The sequence below is a fragment of the Sphingomonas sp. Ag1 genome, assembly GCF_000980895.1.
In the GTDB taxonomy this organism is placed as follows: Bacteria; Pseudomonadota; Alphaproteobacteria; order Sphingomonadales; family Sphingomonadaceae; genus Sphingomonas; species Sphingomonas panaciterrae.
This window is the reverse complement of record NZ_LAZX01000094.1, coordinates 1225874-1243345: the sequence shown is the minus strand read 5'-3', so window position 1 is coordinate 1243345 and position 17472 is coordinate 1225874. Positions and strand designations below refer to the sequence as shown.

General features: G+C 66.5%; 13 protein-coding genes and 1 tRNA gene. 12 read left to right on the top strand and 2 right to left on the bottom strand.

The annotated features are described in order from the left end of the window. The first annotated feature begins 5 nt into the window (after positions 1 to 5). The 9 genes from XM50_RS18815 to XM50_RS18775 are packed head-to-tail and all read left to right on the top strand — an operon-like array spanning position 6 to position 11781. Positions 6 to 1529 carry an XrtA system polysaccharide chain length determinant gene (locus XM50_RS18815; RefSeq protein WP_046411592.1) on the top strand — a complete coding sequence of 508 codons (1524 nt, stop codon included), beginning with the start codon at positions 6 to 8 and terminating at the stop codon, positions 1527 to 1529. After that, positions 1526 to 2659: an AAA family ATPase gene (locus XM50_RS18810; RefSeq protein ID WP_046411590.1), complete on the top strand. Its 1134-nt coding sequence runs from the start codon at positions 1526 to 1528 to the stop codon at positions 2657 to 2659. Before XM50_RS18815 ends, XM50_RS18810 begins: the two co-directional genes overlap by 4 nt. Further along, positions 2643 to 4283 carry a hypothetical protein gene (locus XM50_RS18805; protein WP_052742656.1) on the top strand — a complete coding sequence of 547 codons (1641 nt, stop codon included), beginning with the start codon at positions 2643 to 2645 and terminating at the stop codon, positions 4281 to 4283. Before XM50_RS18810 ends, XM50_RS18805 begins: the two co-directional genes overlap by 17 nt. Before the next feature lie 11 nt (positions 4284 to 4294). After that, entirely contained in the window at positions 4295 to 5359 is a 1065-nt protein-coding gene (locus XM50_RS18800; RefSeq protein WP_046411587.1) for an AAA family ATPase, read from the top strand. 1 nt (position 5360) lies between these two features. After that, entirely contained in the window at positions 5361 to 6200 is an 840-nt protein-coding gene (locus XM50_RS18795) for an XrtA system polysaccharide deacetylase (protein WP_046411586.1), read from the top strand. After that, on the top strand, positions 6197 to 7222 hold the full coding sequence (locus tag XM50_RS18790) for a FemAB family XrtA/PEP-CTERM system-associated protein (protein WP_417158979.1): 1026 nt from the start codon (positions 6197 to 6199) through the stop codon (positions 7220 to 7222). The genes XM50_RS18795 and XM50_RS18790 overlap by 4 nt, the downstream gene beginning before the upstream one ends. 1 nt (position 7223) lies before the next feature. Beyond that, positions 7224 to 8363, top strand: coding sequence for a TIGR03087 family PEP-CTERM/XrtA system glycosyltransferase (locus XM50_RS18785; protein ID WP_046411583.1), 1140 nt, complete (start codon positions 7224 to 7226; stop codon positions 8361 to 8363). Further along, complete coding sequence (gene xrtA, locus XM50_RS18780; RefSeq protein ID WP_046411582.1) at positions 8360 to 9889, top strand: exosortase A; 1530 nt, start codon at positions 8360 to 8362, stop codon at positions 9887 to 9889. The genes XM50_RS18785 and xrtA overlap by 4 nt, the downstream gene beginning before the upstream one ends. Further along, the gene (locus tag XM50_RS18775) at positions 9889 to 11781 is read left to right on the top strand and encodes an XrtA/PEP-CTERM system amidotransferase (protein ID WP_046411580.1); all 1893 of its coding nucleotides are present in this window, start codon (positions 9889 to 9891) and stop codon (positions 11779 to 11781) included. Before xrtA ends, XM50_RS18775 begins: the two co-directional genes overlap by 1 nt. 6 nt (positions 11782 to 11787) lie before the next feature. Here the strand turns inward: XM50_RS18775 and XM50_RS18770 are convergent, their stop codons facing one another. Beyond that, the gene (locus XM50_RS18770; protein WP_046411579.1) at positions 11788 to 13473 is read right to left on the bottom strand and encodes a M1 family metallopeptidase; all 1686 of its coding nucleotides are present in this window, start codon (positions 13471 to 13473) and stop codon (positions 11788 to 11790) included. A 123-nt stretch (positions 13474 to 13596) separates the two neighbouring features. On the opposite strand from XM50_RS18770, the gene lon reads away from it, so the two are divergent. From lon to XM50_RS18755, 3 genes are all read left to right on the top strand, one after another. After that, positions 13597 to 15993, top strand: coding sequence for an endopeptidase La (gene lon, locus XM50_RS18765; RefSeq protein ID WP_046411577.1), 2397 nt, complete (start codon positions 13597 to 13599; stop codon positions 15991 to 15993). A gap of 160 nt (positions 15994 to 16153) precedes the next feature. After that, positions 16154 to 16426 (top strand): HU family DNA-binding protein, encoded by a 273-nt coding sequence (locus tag XM50_RS18760; RefSeq protein WP_046411576.1) that lies wholly within the window; start codon positions 16154 to 16156, stop codon positions 16424 to 16426. Between the two features lie 77 nt (positions 16427 to 16503). Then, positions 16504 to 16578: transfer RNA gene (locus XM50_RS18755), tRNA-Val, on the top strand. Between the two features lie 163 nt (positions 16579 to 16741). On the opposite strand, the gene XM50_RS18750 is transcribed toward XM50_RS18755, so the two are convergent. Continuing rightward, entirely contained in the window at positions 16742 to 17356 is a 615-nt protein-coding gene (locus XM50_RS18750; protein ID WP_046411574.1) for a class I SAM-dependent methyltransferase, read from the bottom strand. Positions 17357 to 17472: the final 116 nt, after the last annotated feature.

Here is a 17472-nt window from a genome sequence, read left to right as displayed (position 1 = left end):
ATCGCGTGACCGGCCTTTACGAAGAGATCAGGATCGCGGCCCATGCGATCTGGACGCGGCGCTGGCTGGCGCTCGCGATCGCCTGGGGCATCTGCATCCTGGGCTGGCTCGCCGTCAGCCAGATCCCGAGCCGGTATGAAAGCCGGGCGCGCGTCTTCGTTCAGATGCGCTCCATCCTGCCCGCCGGCGCTGACCCTTCGGCGATGGGCGACCAGCAGCGCGACATCGACACCGTGCGCCAGACGCTGACCTCGTCGGTCAACCTGCAGAAGGTCGTGCGCGGCACCGACCTGGCGAAGACGGTCTCGTCCGATCGCGACATCGCGGATCGTGCTGCCGGGCTGCAGAATGCGATCAAGATCACCGCGCAGCAGGACAATCTTTTCGAGATCGTCTCGACCGCAGCGTCGCCGAAGCTCGCCACCAGCATCACCCAAAAGCTGATCGACATCTTCGTCGAAACCAACCTGTCGGACGACCGCCAGCAGAGCAGCCAGACGCTGCAGTTCCTCGACGGCCAGCTCGAAACGCTCGGCGGTAAGCTGCAGGATGCCGAGGCGAAGCGCGCCGATTTTCAGAACCGCTACCTCGGCTCGCTGCCGGGCACCGGATCGGTCAGCGACCGCATCGGCGCGGCGCGCGCGCAGTTGAGCCAGGTGGACGGCGATCTCGCCGCTGCCTCGACCAGCCTCGCTGCGTTGCAGGGGCAACTCGCCGGTACGCCTGCAACGATCGCGGGCGGCGGGGGCGGTGCGCCGGGTGTTGGCCCTGCACGCGCGCGGGTCGCTGCGATTCAGGGCCAGCTCGCCGACGCGCGTGGCCGTGGCTATACCGATAATCACCCGGACGTGGTGGCACTGAAGGCCCAACTCGCCCAGGCACAGGCCGCTGCGCGCAGCGAGCCGGCGGGCGCCGCCGCCGCCGGCGGGGTCCCGAATCCCGCCTATGTGTCGCTGCAATCGATGATGGCGGACCGTCAGGCCAATGTCGCTGCGCTGCGCATCCGTCGCCAGCAATTGCAGGGTGATCTCGACACGCTGAACGCGAAGCTGACGGAGGATCCCGAGGTCGCCGCGCAACAGGGTGAGATCGAGCGCAATTACACGGTCCTCAAGGATCAATACGATCGTCTGCTCGCACAGCGCGAACAGGTGAACCTGCGCAGCCAGGCGCAGACCCAGACAGACGCGGTCAAATTCTCGGTCATCGATCCGCCGACCCAACCGCGCGCACCGTCCGCGCCCAACCGGGTGCTGCTGCTGACGGGCGTGCTGATCGCCGGCATCTTTGGCGGCATCGGCGGCGCGTTCGCCATGTCCCGGGTGCAGGCGACGTTCCCGACGGCGCAGCGGCTGGAGAAGGCGTCAGGCATGCCGGTGATCGGGTCGATCGGCGAAATGCTGACGCGTCAGCAGGCCGAACTGCGGCGCAAGCGCCTGAAGCTGTTTGCTGGCGGCGTCGGTGCGCTGGGTGTCAGCTACGTGGCGCTGCTTGGCGTCGAAATGCTCCAGCGGGGATTAGCGGCATGACCAACGCCAGAAAGCGCGAAGAGTCGCTGATCGAGCGTGCAGCGCAGGTCTACGACTTTGGCGCTCACCTCCGCCGCCGCGACGTGGTGCCGGGGTCGGCGCCGGAGGCGCCAGCGCAGGATCCGGTCGCCACCCGGTTGCTCGCCGACGATCCTGTTGCTTTGCCCCCCGATGCGGACGACCCGGTCGACGCTACCGTGCCAGAGGCGGCGCCGCATGATCAACCGTCGGCTGACGACGAGCCGCTCGACCTCACCTTTGACCTTCTCGCTGCTGCGCCGCCTGCGCCGGAGGGGGCCGAGGCGCTGTCACCGATGGCCGCCGCAACGCTGATGGCCATTCCGCCCGAGCTTCGCGCTGGGGCCGAGGAAGAAGATGCGCCGATCCTCTACGACGACGGTATCGCGCGGATCGATCGGGCAATGCTGGCGGAGAAGGGCATGCTCGTCCCGGGCGCACCGATCGGCGCGCTGGCCGAGGAGTTCCGGCTGGTAAAGCGGCAGCTGCTGCTCAACGCCCGCGCCATCGCGAAAGGGCCGTTGGGCGAGCGGTCCCGCACGATCCTGGTGGGGTCCGGCAAGCCTGGTGACGGCAAGACCTTCTGCGCGATCAATCTCGCGATCAGCCTCGCCGCCGAGCGCGATGTCGAGGTGCTGCTCGTCGACAGCGACTTCGCGAAGCCCGACATCATGGCCTCGCTCGGGCTCGATGATTCAACCGGCTTGCTCGACATCCTGGCGGACGAAACGCTCGATCCCGAGGCGTTTGTCGTCCGCACCGACGTGCCGCAACTGTCGCTGTTGCCCGCCGGCAAGCGCAGCCATTCCGATACGGAACTGCTCGCCAGCGCGCGGACCGGCGACGTGATCGATCAGCTGCTGGCCAACGATCCTCGCCGCATCATCGTATTCGATACGCCGCCGGCGCTCGCCGCGTCGCCAGCCTCCGTCCTCGCCCTGCTGGTCGGCCAGGTGATGCTGGTCGTTCGTGCCGACCGGACCACGGAAGCGGATGTGCGCGAGGCCGTCGCGCTGCTCGACGGTTGTGAACAGATCAGTCTGGTGCTGAATTCGCGGTCCTATGAGCCGGGCGGCGGCCGCTTCGGCAGCTATTATGGTCATCAGGGGTAACCCGGTGGGCGTGCGGCATCACTTGGCTGGCGGCGTCGCTCTGGCGGCGCTGGTCGCGTCCAACGCGGCTGAGGCGCGTACCCGCTATGTGCAGCCTTATGTTGAGCTTTCGCAGGTCGTTGCAGCGGATCTCACCAACGATGAAGTGCTGACCTATTCTCAGGTTGCGGTCGGGGTCGATGCCGGCGTCTCGGGCCGGAATGTCGAGGGGCAGGTCAGCTACCGCTACGAACGGCGGATCCAGTGGAACGATCGCTACGCCGACGATAGCGTGCACACCGGCCTCGCCCGTGCCTCGGCGCGGGTCGCCCCGGGCTTTTCCATCGAGGGCGGTGCCATCGCGACGCGGGCGCGCAGCGACATTCGCGGTGCGGCGCCAGGCACATTTGTCGGGCCGGCCGACAATCTGACCCAGGTCTATTCGCTCTACGCCGGTCCCAGCGTCACGACGCAGGCCGGGCCAGTGCGGATCGCAGCATCCGCCTTTGCCGGCTACACGAAGGTGGAAGCGCCGCGTGCGACTGGGGTCGCACCAGGGCAGCAGCGGCTCGATTACTACGATGATTCGCGCAACGTCGTGGCGCAGGCGTCGGCCGGCGTTGCGGCGGGCACCGTATTGCCCGTCGGCGTGACGGTCAGTGGCGCGTATGAACGCGAGGAGGCGGGCCAGCTCGACCAGGCATACGAGGGGTATTTCGCGCGGGGCGACGTGACGGTGCCGGTCAGTCGCACCGTCGCGCTCCGGGCGGGCGCGGGCTACGAAAAGATCGAAACGACCCAGCGCGACGCGCTGCTCGACGCGAGCGGCAATCCGGTGATCGATCGCAACGGACGCTTCGTGACTGATCCGGGCTCACCAGCGCGGATCGCCTACAACACCGACGGCCTCATCTACGATGCCGGGGTGATCTGGCGGCCCAGCCCCCGGCTCGAGCTTCAGGCCAACGCTGGATACCGCTATGGCGGCGACACCTATTTCGGCTCGCTCAACTGGAACATCGCGCGCGACAGCGGGCTCCAGATCGTGCTGTACGATGGCATCGGTACGTTCGGGCGACAGCTGCGCAACGGCCTGCGCGATCTGCCCACCGTCTTTCAGGGCTCGGCCAACCCGTTCGGTCAGCAGTTCAACGGCTGTGTCTTCGGCGGCAACCCCGGCGGAGGCGCCGTCGGCGGCGCAGGGGCATGTCTCAACGACGTCTTCCAGTCGATCTCCACCGCCAGCTATCGCGCGCGGGGCATCGACGGCGTGATCTCCACCCGTCGTGGCCGAACCGCATATGGCTTTGGCGCGGGCTACGCCAACCGCCGGCTCAACGTGCCGCAGCTTGCGGAGGGGACCGTCGCCTACGGGATCACCGACGAAAGCTATTATGCGCAGCTTTTCTGGTCACGCGCGCTCAGCCGCGTGTCGCAGGTCGATGCCAATCTGTTCGCCAATTATTATGAAAGCGGGCTGCCGGGCGCGGACGGCGTGTTCAACCTGGGCGCCACGGGCACCTACAGCCACCAGTTCGGCCGGATCGGCACGGTGGCGTCGCTGGGCGTTTACACCTTCGACCAGGAACGCTTCGATAGCCAATGGTCGGCACAGGCGCTGCTCGGCGCGCGTTATACCTTCTGAGGAAGCTTGGTATGTACGAGGATCATTTCGGCCTGACCGAACGCCCGTTCCAGCTGACGCCGGACCCGCGTTACTGGTTCGATTCGGCCACGCACAAGAAGGCGATGGCCTATCTCGGCTATGGCCTTGCGCAGGGTGAGGGCTTCATCGTCATCACGGGCGACATCGGCGCCGGCAAGACGACGCTGGTGGGCCACGTGACCGAACAGATTGATCCGGCGAACCTTTCGGTCATTACCATCGTGTCGACCGCGATCGAGGCGGACGATCTGTTGCGGGTGGTGGCGAGCGGGCTTGATATCGATCCCGTAGGCCGAACCAAGGCCGAGCTGCTGACGCTGATCGAACGCGGGCTTCACGCAGTCGCGCGGACTGGCCGGCGCACGTTGCTGATCGTCGACGAGGCGCAGGCGCTTCCTGTGTCGGCGCTCGAAGAGCTTCGCATGCTGTCCAACTTCCAGGCCGGCAACCGCGCGCTGCTGCAGATATTCCTTCTGGGTCAGCCCGAGTTCCGCGAGCGGCTGAACGGATCCGACCGGCTGGAGCAACTGCGCCAGCGCGTGATCGCCATCCATCATCTCGACCCGATGGAGCCAGAGGAAGTCGCCGATTACGTCGCCCACCGGCTACGCATTGCGGGGTGGAAGGGCACACCCGATTTCGCCGACAACGTGTTCCAGGTTTTGCACCGTGCGACCGGCGGCGTACCGCGGCGGTTGAACCAGTTGATGGGCCGTGTCCTGCTGCACGCAGCGATCACCGACGCGACGGTGATCGATGCGGCGCTGGTCAACACCGTGCGCGCCGACGCCGCCAAGGACCTGCCGAGCGCTGCACGGGTGACGCCGGCGGTGCGCGCCGTGCCCGACCCGATCCGGTCCGCGCCGTTGGAGGCCGTGTCTCCTAGCGCCGACACCGACGCCGAGCTGCGGCAGCGCATTGCCGCGCTGGAGTCGCGGGTGGAGGAGCAGGATGCCGCCCTGCGCCGCATCCTCACGCTGCTGGTCGACTGGGTGGAAAGCGACACGCCCGCCCCGCGCGGCAGCCTGGAGGCAGTACGCGGCGCGGCTGCATGACATGACCATCGTCAACGGAATGTCGGTCGACGTGGAGGAATGGTTCCAGGTCGGCGCCTTCGAACGCACCATCGACAAGAACGACTGGGACCGCCTCGAAAGCCGGGTCGTCGCGAACACCGGCGCCGTCCTCGACCTGTTCGGCGAGGCAGGGGTGACGGCCACATTCTTCACGCTCGGCTGGGTGGCGCATCGTCACCCGGCGTTGATCCGGCGGATCGTTGCGGAAGGGCATGAGGTCGCTAGCCACGGCTGGGATCATCAGCGGGTTTTCACCATGACCGCGGATCAGTTCCGTGCCGATCTGCAGCGGGCACGGATTGCGCTGGAGGATGCCGGCGGCGTCGCCGTGACGGGCTATCGCGCGCCCAGCTTCTCCATCGACACGCGCACGCCATGGGCGCATCCCGTGCTGGCGGAGGACGGCTATGCCTATTCCTCCAGCGTGGCCCCTGTGGCGCATGACCATTATGGCTGGCGGGAGAGCCCACGTTTTCCGTGGCGACCCCTCGCCGACGCATCGTTGATCGAGCTGCCGGTTTCCACTGCCGAGCTGGCGCGTCGGCGCATGGCCGTCGGAGGTGGCTTCTTCCGCCTGCTGCCGGCCGCGTTGACCGACACGGCGGTACGCCAGTCCAACCAGGCTGGCCACGCGGGCATGTTCTACTTTCATCCCTGGGAGGTCGATCCGGCCCAGCCGCGCGTCGCTGGAGCCCCGCTTCGCTCCAGGCTGCGGCACTACAGCCGGCTCGGCGCCATGGCCGGCAAGTTGCGCCGCCTGCTCGGACGCCATCGCTGGGGCCGTGTCGACGCCGTGGCCGTGCAGGAACGGCGCTGGTGAGCGGCGCGCTGGGTGCCGTCGCGGACCGGGTCCTCGTTCGCGATGCCGTCGGCGAGGATGAGCGTATAGATGCCTTCGTGCGCGCGCACCCGGATGCCACCCCCTTTCATCTGACCGGCTGGACGAAAGCGGTGGAGGTGGGTTGCGGGCAGCGTGGCCGTTTCCTGATCGCCGAACGCGACGGAGTAATTATCGGCCTGCTGCCGCTGACCGAGATGCGGTCCCCCCTCTTCGGCAAGGCGCTGGTATCGGCTGGCTTCGCCGTCGGCGGGGGCGTGCTGGGCGAAGGCACCCGGCCGCTCGCCGCCGCCGCCCGCGCGCTTGGCTGTCCCTCCGTGGAGTTGCGCGGCGGTCCGGTGCCGGACGGCTGGTCGAGCGACAGCAGCAGCTATCTCGGCTTTGCGCGACCGCTCGCGGCGGATGACGACGCCGAACTGCTCGCCATCCCCCGCAAGCAGCGCGCCGAGGTGCGCAAGTCGCTCACCAGCGATCTTGAGGTGGTCACCGGCGGCGCTGAACTCGCTGGCGAACATTACCGGGTATACGCCGAATCGGTTCGCAACCTGGGCACGCCTGTGTTTCCCCGCCGCCTCTTTACCGAGGCGCTGGCGCGTCTCGACAGTGACATTCTGACGGTGCGCTGGCAGGGCCGCGCCGTGGCGAGCGTCCTCAGCCTGTATTTCAACGGCGTGGCTTATCCCTTTTGGGGCGGCGGCACCGTGGCGGCGCGTGCGCTGCGCGCCAATGACCGGATGTATTTCGCGCTGATGGCGCATGCCCGCGCGCGTGGCTGCACGCATTTCGACTTTGGCCGGTCCAAGACGGGGACCGGGCCCGCGGCGTTCAAGAAGAACTGGGGGTTCGAGGGCGTGCCGCTGACCTACGCGCGATGGTCGGACGGCCCCGCGCGAGAGGTTAATCCCCTCAACCCGAAATATGCCCTGATGGTGCGCGGGTGGAAGAAACTGCCGCTTCCGCTGGCGACACTTGTCGGTCCCTGGATCAGCCGCGGGCTCGGCTAGGGTGGAGATCCTGTTCCTGGCGCATCGTGCGCCGTTCCCGCCTGACCGCGGCGATCGCATCCGCAGCTTCAACATCCTGTCGTATCTGGCAGCGCGGGCGCGGGTGCATCTGGTCGCCTTTGTCGAGGAGGACGGAGCCATTGCGCCAGAGCACCGAGCGCGGGTCGACGAATGCATCCTGGTGCGCCGGACCAAGTCGCAGGTGCGTGCCGCGGCCGAGGCACTCGCCACCGGTCGCCCAGTGTCGCTGACTGCCTTCGCCGACTGCCGGATCAAGACCGCGGTGAACGATCTGCTCGCCCGCCGGTCGATCGACGCGATCTACGCCTTTTCGGGGCAGATGGCGCAATATCTGCCGGGGCAGTTCCCGCGCGTCATCATGGATTTCGTCGATCTCGATTCCGCGAAGTTCGCCGCCTACGCCGCCGATGCACACGGACCGATGCGGTGGATGATGCAGCGCGAGGCACGGCTGCTCCACGCGTTCGAGCGGCAGGTTGCGGGTCGCGTTACCGCCAGCCTGTTCGTCAGCGAACCCGAGGCCGCGCTTCTTCCCGGAAGCCTGGCCGTCGAAAACGGCATCGACACGCTCCGCTACGATCCGGCGCTGGTCACGCCGGTGCCCGCAGCCCATCCGTTGATCGTCTTCACGGGCCAGATGGACTATCGCCCCAATGTGGACGCCGTTGCCTGGTTTGCCGAGCGGGTCATGCCGCTGCTCCCCGATGCGCATTTCGCGATTGTCGGTCGTGCGCCCACGCCCCGGGTTCGCGCATTGGCCGGCCCCCGCGTCACGGTGACGGGGGAGGTCGCCGACGTTCGCTCCTGGCTGGCCGCTGCGGACGTCGTCGTTGCACCGCTGCATCTCGCGCGCGGGATCCAGAACAAGGTGCTGGAGGCAATGGCGATGGCTCGTCCGGTGGTCGCCAGCCCTGCCGCGGCAGAGGGCATCGATCATGCCGGCACCCTTCGTGTCGCGGTGCAGCCGGAGGATTATGCGGCCACGATCCGCGAACTACTCGCCCGCCCTGAGCAGGCCGACCAACTCGGCACAGCTGCGCGGCGGCAGGTGATCGGCCGCTACGGCTGGGATGCCCGGCTGAAGCCGCTCGACACGCTTCTCGGTCTGGGGCCGGCATGAGGCTCGCGCTCTCTCGCCCCGCTGCCCCGGTAGCCGCAGCGTGGCGGGTGCACCTCTCTTTGCTTGTGCTGGCGTCGACGGCGATCCTCCTGCTGTTCCGCCGCGACGTTGCCGACCTTCTGACACTGTGGTGGACCAGTACGACCTACGGTCACTGCCTGTTCATCCTGCCAGTGGTCGGGTGGCTCGTCTGGACGCGGCGGCGGGAACTTGCCGTGGTGCGCCCCGCCGCTTGGTGGCCCGGCCTTGCGCTGGTGGCGGCTGGCGGGGCGGGATGGCTGATGGGGGAGGCCGCCGGGGTTGCGGCTGCGCGTCATTTCGGCGTTCTGATCACGCTTGAGGGTGCCGTCGTCACCATTCTGGGGCCGCATGTCGGCCGCGCGCTCCTCTTTCCTCTCGCTTACGCTTTTTTCGCGATTCCCTTCGGCGAATGGCTTGAGCCGCCGCTGCAACAGGTGACGGTGCGGATCGTCATGCCGCTCCTGCATCTGGCCGGTGTGCCGGCCGCGGCGGACGGCGTCCTGATCCATGCAGGCCCCTATTATTTTGAAGTGGCAGAGGCATGTTCCGGGTCGAAGTTCGTGCTGTCGATGCTCGCCTTCGCCGCGCTGGTGGCGAACACTTGCTTCCGGTCGCGCCGCCGCCGGGCTATATTCCTTGCGGTGTCGCTGGTTCTGCCGGTGCTCGCCAACGGGGTGCGTGCGTTCGGCACGATCTACGCCGCGCAACTCGTCGGGCTCCAAGCCGCCACCGGATTTGACCACATTGTGTACGGCTGGCTGTTCTTCGCGCTTGTCATGGCCGTTGTCATGGCGGTCGGCTGGCGGTGGTTCGACCGGGCGCCCGATGATCCCGCCTTTGATCCTGCCACGCTCCCAGCGCCTTCGACCAGGGTCATTACCGCGCCGGTCGCCGCCCTTCTAGTGATCGCCACCACCGCGATCTTTCCGGCATGGGCCGACGCACTTGGCGCGCGTACGCAACCATTGCCGAGAGAGATCGACCTGCCGGAGGTGCCGGGCTGGACGCGTGCACCGCTGAGCACCCGGGCGTCGTGGCAACCCTTCTATCCCTCTGCCGATCATCAGGTGATCGGCCGCTACGTCGATGCTCAGGGGCGCGCCGTCGACGTGGCAATTGCGGTGTTCGGCCACCAGGAAGAGGGCAAGGAGATCATCTCCTATGGCACCGGCGTCCTGCGCGAAGGGGATCGCTGGGTCCGTATCGCAAACCCGCCGCCCATCGACGGTGGTTCGGCCATGCGGATCACCGCGGCAGCAAGCGATGGGAAGCCGGTGGAGCGTCTCGTGGTCACATGGTACCGGGTCGGCGGAATCGTGACCAGCCAGCCCGCCATCGTCAAACTCGCCACACTGCGCGCCCGTCTGCTCGGTGGTGAGCCGGGGGCGGTCGCGCTTCACCTGTCCGCGGTGAAGGCGCCCGATGTCGATCCGGCAGCCGACGTGGCACGTTTCCGCGCGGCACTTGGCCCGCTCGATGAGGTAACCGCTGCGGTGATGCGCTGATGTGCGGCCTCGCCGGTCTCTATTATCCCGAGACGCCCAAGCCGGTCGATCCCGCGCGCATCCGCACGATGATCGACGCCATGGCCGCGCGCGGCCCCGACGGGGAGGGGGTGTGGACCGCGCCGGGCGTCGGCTTTGGTCACCGGCGATTGTCGATCATCGACGTCGAAGGCTCGCCGCAGCCGATGCACGATCCTTCGGGCGCGCTGTCGGTGCTCTTCAACGGCTGCATCTACAATTATCGCGAATTGCGCGCGGAGCTTGGCGCGAAGGGGTGGGCGTTCCAGACCGCGGGCGACACCGAAGTGCTGCTGGCGGCATGGTCCGCCTGGGGTCCGGCGATGCTGGACCGGCTCGACGGGATGTTCGCCTTCGTGCTGCACGACTCGAGATCGCAGCGTCTGTTCATGGCGCGCGACCGGCTGGGCGTGAAGCCGCTTCACTATGCCCGCCTTGCTGATGGCGCGCTGGCCTTCTCCTCCGAGCTGAAGGGGTTGCTGGCGCACCCGCTGCTGCGCCGCGTCGCAGACGTGCGCGCGGTCGAGGACTTCATGGCCTTTGGCTATGTGCCGGATGACGCCTGCATCATCGCCGGGGTGAGTAAGCTTCCGGCCGGCCACTACCTGTTGGTGGAGCGCGGCAAGCCTGTCCCCGCACCCATTCAATGGTGGGACGTATCCTTTGCCGATCGGCGGCGCGGCTCGGTGCGCGCGCTGGAAGAGGAACTGGTCGACCATCTGCGCACCGCGGTGCGGTCGCGCCTCGTCGCGGATGTACCATTGGGTGCGTTCCTGTCGGGCGGGGTGGACAGTTCGGCGGTGGTTGCCCTGATGGCGGAGGCGACCCCACAGGCGGTGCGCACCTGTACGATCGGCTTTGACGAGGCAGGCCATGACGAGCGTGGCTATGCTGCGCTGGTCGCGGATCGCTTTCGCACCGATCATAGCGAGCGGGTGGTCCGGTCCGACGATTTCGGTCTGATCGACCGCATCGTCGCCGCCTTTGATGAACCCTTCGCTGACGCTTCCGCGCTCGCCACCTATCAGGTCTGTGCCTTGGCGCGGGAGAAGGTGACCGTGGCGCTGTCGGGTGATGGCGCAGACGAGATATTCGCCGGATACCGTCGCTATCGTTTCCAGGCGGCGGAGGAACGCGTGCGCGCGATCCTTCCCGCTGAGTGGCGCCGCCGCGTCTTTGGAGCGGTAGGCGCCGCTTATCCGAAGGCGGATTGGGCGCCGCGGCCGCTGCGCGCGAAGACGACGTTGCTGTCGCTCGCGATGGACGGCGGGGAGGGATATGCACGCGCCGTCGGCGTGACCGATCCAGCGCTGCGACGCCGGCTGTTCACCGATGCCGCGCGTCGGGCGCTCGGCGGGCATCGGGCGGAGGATCGCTACGTCGCCGCCATGGCTGCGGCCCCCGCTCGCGACGCGATCGACCGGGCGCAATATGCCGACATCAAGATCTGGCTGCCGGGGGATATCTTGGCCAAGACGGATCGCACCAGCATGGCCGTCAGCCTGGAGGCGCGCGAACCATTGCTCGATCACCGGCTGGTCTCCTTCGCCGCGTCGCTCCCCGCCTCGCTTCGTCTGCGGCGAGGCGAGGGCAAGTGGCTGATGAAGAAGGCGATGGAGCGCTATTTGCCCAAGCAGGTGCTGTACCGGCCCAAGATGGGCTTCGTGACGCCGGTCAGCGCCTGGTTCCGTGGGCCGCTCGCCGGGGAAGCCGCGGCTCTCGCACGGTCGCGCACCCTCGCGGATACCGGCTGGTTCGATCTTGCCGCGCTGGCGGATCTCGCCGAAGCGCATCGCTCCGGCCGGGCCGAGCATGGACGGACCTTGTGGCAGTTCGTGATGCTGGAACGAAGCCTGCGGCGGCTGTTCGGCTGACCAGCACTACTGGCGCGCGCGCGCCTGCCACGTCTGATATTGCTCCACCGCTGACGAACGGCGCAGCACCCGCGCCATCGGGTCGATCACGACGTGCTGACCAGCGGGAACGGTCAAGGTGCCCCTGCCACCCGCCATCGCGACCCGTTCGACGCGATCGCCGATCTTCACCTCGATCGGCATCGGGAAGCGACTGCCTTCGCGCCAGTCCAGCCGCAACGTGTCACCGTCACGCCGTACGGTCAGGTCAGGCAGTTCGGCGCGGCGAAGATAGGCATCGAAGAACCAGCCGAGATCCTGGCCGCTTTCCTCCTTTACGATCCCTTCGAACTCTCGCGTAGAGCCGAACCGCGGCCGAAAGTTGCCGGGTGCAGGATCTTTACGGCCGTAGACCAGCCGGCGTACCGCACGATAAAAGGCGTCGTCACCGATCAGCCCTCGCAGCGTGTGCAGTGTCAGCGCGCCCTTATAGTAGATGTCGGTCCCGGCACCCCCGAGGGACGGCTCATACACCTCCTCCTCGCTCAGCAACTTGTCCCGGACAATCGGCGCGCGATTGGTGATCCGGTTGCGCTGTGTCTCCAGCATGGTGAGGTAACGCGCGTCGCCCTCGCGCCAGAGACCGTATAATGGCTGCATATATTGGGCAAAGCCCTCATGCAGCCAATAATCATCCCAGTTCCCCGCCGTTACTTGGTTGCCGAACCATTCATGCGCGAATTCATGGTGAAACAGCCAGTCGAAGCCTTCCGGTGCCTTGGCGTAATTGTTGCCATAGGCGTTGATGGTCTGGTGCTCCATGCCCATGTGCGGCGTTTCGACGACGCCGACCTTTTCATCGGCAAAAGGGTAGGGGCCGATGACTTGTTCGAAGAAGTCGAGGGTCGGCGCAAATTCGGCGAACAACGCCTTCGCCTGTTCGGTCTTTCCGGGCAAGTACCAGTAATACAGCGGGATTTCGTTGCCGTAGCGGCTGCGGTACGTGCCGGTGAGTTCCTCGAACGGTCCCACGGCGAGCGCGATGGCATAGGTATTCGGCTGCCGGGCGCGCCAGTTCCAGCGCGTCCGCCCGTCGCTGAGCGTATCGACGCCGATCAACCGCCCGTTCGACGGCGCCTTCAGCCCCGGTGGTACGGTGATGTGGAGATCGACCAGCGCCGGCTCGCCCGAAGGGAAGTCGAGGCATGGCCATAATTGGTCGCAGCCATAGCCCTGCGTGGTGGTGGCGACCCAGGGGCGACCATCGGGCGTGCTGCTCCAGACGATACCGTCATCCCAGGGGGCGTTCAGCGCGACGTGCGGCGTGCCGCCATAGGTGATCCGCGCCTGCACCTTCTCGCCGGCGGCCAACGGTTTCGGCAGCGCAATGACCAGCTGCCCCTCGGGATTGCTCCACGCCCGTTTCGACAGGGGCGATCCGTCGATCGCGATCGATGATACGGGAAGATTGCGATCCAGATCGATCACCAGCCGTGCCAATGGCGCGCGCGCGGTGAAGGTCAGGAGCGCATCGCCCCGGATGCGGCGCTGCCGCGGCACGACTTCGAACGACAGGTCGGCGTGGTCAAAGCGGACCGCAGTCTGCTCGGCCGGCCTCGGTCCGCCGGACATTCGGGTTTGGGCGGTCAGTGGTGGCTGGCCCTTGTCCGGCAGCGAGGATGCCGCCGCGATCAGCAGAAGAAGCGAGATCATGCAGAATAAGAATGCTGCAGCACGTTATCGGCTCCGCAAGCGACATGCGGCGATTGATGGACAAGCGCGCCACCCCATATACACTGCAAATCGCCGCCTGTTCGAAGCGGCGCCGGAGTTTGCATGACCCAGACCTACCCTCTTCTGCCCCTGCGCGACATTGTCGTTTTCCCGCACATGATCGTGCCGCTGTTCGTCGGTCGCGACAAGTCGGTCGCTGCGCTTGAGGCAGCGATGGCCGCGGACAAGGAGATTTTCCTCGTCGCGCAGCTTGATCCGGCCGAGGATGATCCCAAGGCGGACGACCTCTATGATATTGGCGTCACCGCGACGGTGCTTCAGCTGCTGAAGCTGCCTGATGGCACGGTGCGCGTGCTCGTCGAGGGCAAGCAGCGCGGCCGGCTCGGCGGTCTCGTCGACGCTGGCAGCTATGTGACGACCGAAGTGACTCCGATCGAGGAGGTTGAGGCCGAGGGCACCGAGGTGTCGGCGCTGATGCGGTCCGTGATCGACCAGTTCGAGAATTACGCCAAGCTCAACCGCAAGCTGCCCGCGGAAACCGCCTCGCAGCTGGGCGAGATCGAAGACGCCTCGCGCCTCGCCGATGCGGTGGCTGGCAACATCTCGATCAAGGTTGCGGACAAGCAGTCGCTGCTGATCGAGTCCGATCCTGCCCGCCGGCTGGAGATGGTCTATGCCTTCATGGAAGGCGAGCTCGGCGTCTTGCAGGTCGAGAAGAAGATCAAAAGCCGCGTCAAGCGCCAGATGGAGAAGACGCAGCGCGAATATTACCTCAACGAGCAGCTGAAGGCGATCCAGCGCGAGCTCGGCAACGAGGGCGAGGAAGGCGAAGGCGACGAGATCGGCGAGCTGACGCAGAAGATCGCGACGCTGAAGCTTTCCAAGGAAGCGCGCACCAAGGCCACGGCCGAGCTGAAGAAGCTGAAGACCATGGCGCCCATGAGCGCCGAGGCGACCGTCGTGCGCAACTATCTCGACGTGCTGCTCGGCCTGCCGTGGGGCAAGAAGTCGAAGCTGAAGAAGGACATCGCCGCGGCGCAGGCGATCCTCGACGAGGATCATTATGCGCTGGAGAAGGTGAAGGACCGGATCGTCGAATATCTCGCGGTCCAGGCGCGCACCAACAAGCTGAAGGGGCCGATCCTGTGCCTCGTCGGCCCGCCGGGCGTGGGCAAGACGAGCCTCGGCAAGTCGATCGCCAAGGCGACCGGCCGCGAGTTCATCCGCCAGTCGCTGGGCGGCGTGCGCGACGAGGCCGAGATCCGTGGCCATCGCCGGACGTACATCGGCTCGCTGCCGGGCAAGATCGTGACGAACCTGCGCAAGGCAGGGGCGGCGAACCCCTTGTTCCTGCTCGACGAGATCGACAAGCTCGGCCAGGATTTCCGCGGCGATCCCGCCTCGGCGCTGCTCGAGGTGCTGGATCCGGAGCAGAACAGCAAGTTCAATGATCACTATTTGGAGATCGATATCGATCTTTCGGACGTGATGTTCGTCTGCACGGCGAACACGCTGAACCTGCCGCAGCCGCTGCTCGATCGCATGGAGATCATCCGCCTCGAAGGCTACACCGAGGACGAGAAGGTGGAGATCGCCGAGCGTCACCTGATCGCCAAGCAGATCGAGGCGCATGGCCTGAAGGACGGCGAGTTCACGCTGACCCAGGAGGGCCTGCGCGCGCTGATCCAACGCTATACTCGTGAGGCCGGCGTGCGCACGCTGGAGCGCGAGATCGCCAAGCTCGCCCGCAAGGCGCTGCGCCAGATCCTTGAGGGCAAGGCGACCAGCGTCACCATCACGCCGGAGAACCTCCACGAGTTCGCGGGTGTGCAGAAGTATCGCCATGGCCTGTCCGAGGAGGAGAACCAGATCGGCGCCGTGACCGGCCTCGCCTGGACCGAGGTGGGCGGCGAACTGCTGACGATCGAAAGCGTGACGGTGCCCGGCAAGGGCGCGATCAAGCTGACCGGCAAGCTGGGCGATGTGATGAAGGAATCGGCGGAGACGGCGATGAGCTTCATCAAGGCGCGCGCGCCGTCCTACGGGATCAAGCCGAGCCTGTTCCACCGCAAGGACGTGCACGTCCACTTGCCGGAAGGCGCGGTGCCGAAGGACGGCCCGTCGGCCGGTATCGGCCTCGTCACCTGCATCGTTTCCACGTTGACCGGCGTGCCGGTGAAGAAGGAAGTGGCGATGACCGGCGAGGTCACGCTGCGCGGCCGCGTGCTGCCGATCGGTGGCCTGAAGGAAAAGCTGCTCGCGGCGCTGCGCGGCGGCATCACCACGGTGCTGATCCCGCAGGAGAATGAGAAGGACCTCGCGGACATCCCGCAGAACATCAAGGACGGCCTGAAGATCGTACCGGTGACGCATGTCGACGAGGTGCTTCGCCTCGCACTGACCGAGCCGCTCGAAGCGATCGACTGGACTGACGCGGACGAGCTGGCGGCGCAGCCGCCGGCCCCGATCGCGCCGGCCGGGGGGGAGCTTCACCACTAAGTTCCTTTAAGGCAGCGAAAACGGGACACGGCGGTTCATCGCGACCGCCGTGGTTTCGTTTGACACTGAACGGGCCAGCCGTCTTACTGGAACGAGCGGCCTCGCGCGGGCCGAATCCGTATTTTTTCGAATATCCGCAAAGCCAAACGGGGGTCGGTGCATGAATAAGCAGGAGTTGATCGCGACGGTTGCGACCGCGTCGGGACTCGCCAAGGGCGATGCCACGCGCGCGGTCGAGGCCGTGTTCGACACGATTACTGCGCAGCTCAAGAAGGGCGATGAAGTGCGCCTGGTCGGCTTCGGCACCTTCGCGGTGACCAAGCGCAAGGCGTCGACGGGTCGCAATCCGCGGACTGGCGAACCGATGACGATCAAGGCGTCGAGCCAGCCGAAGTTCAAGGCGGGCAAGGTGCTGAAGGATTCGTTGAACTAATTTGATGATGGCGGGCTGGACAGGCGGCGCGATGCCTCCTAAAGGCCCGCTTCCGGTTTCGAGCTGAAAGGCTCTCCGGGCGCGTAGCTCAGCGGTAGAGCACACCCTTCACACGGGTGGGGTCACAGGTTCAATCCCTGTCGCGCCCACCATATACAAAGCCCCGCAGGTCGATCGACCGGCGGGGCTTCCTGTATCACGGGGCCTGAGCTTCGTGCCTCAAGTCATTGTGGTGGCGCGACTTGTCACGCGGCCCGGCGGGCGAGGAGCGGCGATGCGCCTGCTCCCCCCAGACGGGTCAGATCCTCGCCGCGATCAGTCCTTCCAGCACCAGTAGAGCTGCGCCGGCGGGACGTTCCACCATTCCATGTCATGGTCGATGCGCGTGAAGTGCGGCGACAGGAAATCGCGCACCTTCGGGCTGAACTGATAGACGAGGAAGGCGCCGCCGGGGCGGATGACGCGGTGCGTCGCCTCCGCGATCGCCGGGCCGATCCCGGCCGGCAGCGTCGAGAAGGGGAGCCCAGACAGGACAAAGTCGGCCTGTTCGTGGCCATTTTCGGCCACGATCGCCTCAACGTCGGCCGCGGACCCGTGGACGGCCACGAAGCGGGAATCGACGATCGTGTGATCGAGATAGCGAACGAAATCCGCATTGGTGTCGATCGCAATCAGCGTCGCGTCCGGCGCCATCCGCTCCAGGATCGGGCGGCAGAAGGTGCCTACGCCCGGACCATATTCGACGAACACCTTGCAATTCGCCCAGTCGACCGGCGCCAGCATCTTGTCGATCAGCTTGGCGGAGGACGGGATTACCGAACCCACCATCACCGGATGCTTCAGGAAGCCGGAGAAGAACATCTGCCACGGCTTCGGCACGCCGGCCTTGCTGGTTCGGGCGCGGCGCACCGCACTGGTTGAGCTGGGCATGGAGGAAAAGTAACTCCCCGGAAAAGTCGTCAATTGTGCCGAACGCGGCACGGCCTAGACAGTTGCCATAGCGGGGTTGCGCGGCGCTCCCAAGCGCCTAATCGAGCGTCATGGTA

What these genes read in the sequence shown, in the direction of transcription:
- XM50_RS18810 (WP_046411590.1), top strand. Translation starts at nt 1,526, where the DNA reads ATGACCAACGCCAGAAAGCGCGAAGAGTCGCTGATCGAGCGTGCAGCG.
- XM50_RS18805 (WP_052742656.1), top strand. Translation starts at nt 2,643, where the DNA reads ATGGTCATCAGGGGTAACCCGGTGGGCGTGCGGCATCACTTGGCTGGC.
- XM50_RS18800 (WP_046411587.1), top strand. Translation starts at nt 4,295, where the DNA reads ATGTACGAGGATCATTTCGGCCTGACCGAACGCCCGTTCCAGCTGACG.
- XM50_RS18795 (WP_046411586.1), top strand. Translation starts at nt 5,361, where the DNA reads ATGACCATCGTCAACGGAATGTCGGTCGACGTGGAGGAATGGTTCCAG.
- xrtA (WP_046411582.1), top strand. Translation starts at nt 8,360, where the DNA reads ATGAGGCTCGCGCTCTCTCGCCCCGCTGCCCCGGTAGCCGCAGCGTGG.
- XM50_RS18775 (WP_046411580.1), top strand. Translation starts at nt 9,889, where the DNA reads ATGTGCGGCCTCGCCGGTCTCTATTATCCCGAGACGCCCAAGCCGGTC.
- XM50_RS18770 (WP_046411579.1), bottom strand. Translation starts at nt 13,473, where the DNA reads ATGATCTCGCTTCTTCTGCTGATCGCGGCGGCATCCTCGCTGCCGGAC.
- lon (WP_046411577.1), top strand. Translation starts at nt 13,597, where the DNA reads ATGACCCAGACCTACCCTCTTCTGCCCCTGCGCGACATTGTCGTTTTC.
- XM50_RS18760 (WP_046411576.1), top strand. Translation starts at nt 16,154, where the DNA reads ATGAATAAGCAGGAGTTGATCGCGACGGTTGCGACCGCGTCGGGACTC.
- XM50_RS18750 (WP_046411574.1), bottom strand. Translation starts at nt 17,356, where the DNA reads ATGCCCAGCTCAACCAGTGCGGTGCGCCGCGCCCGAACCAGCAAGGCC.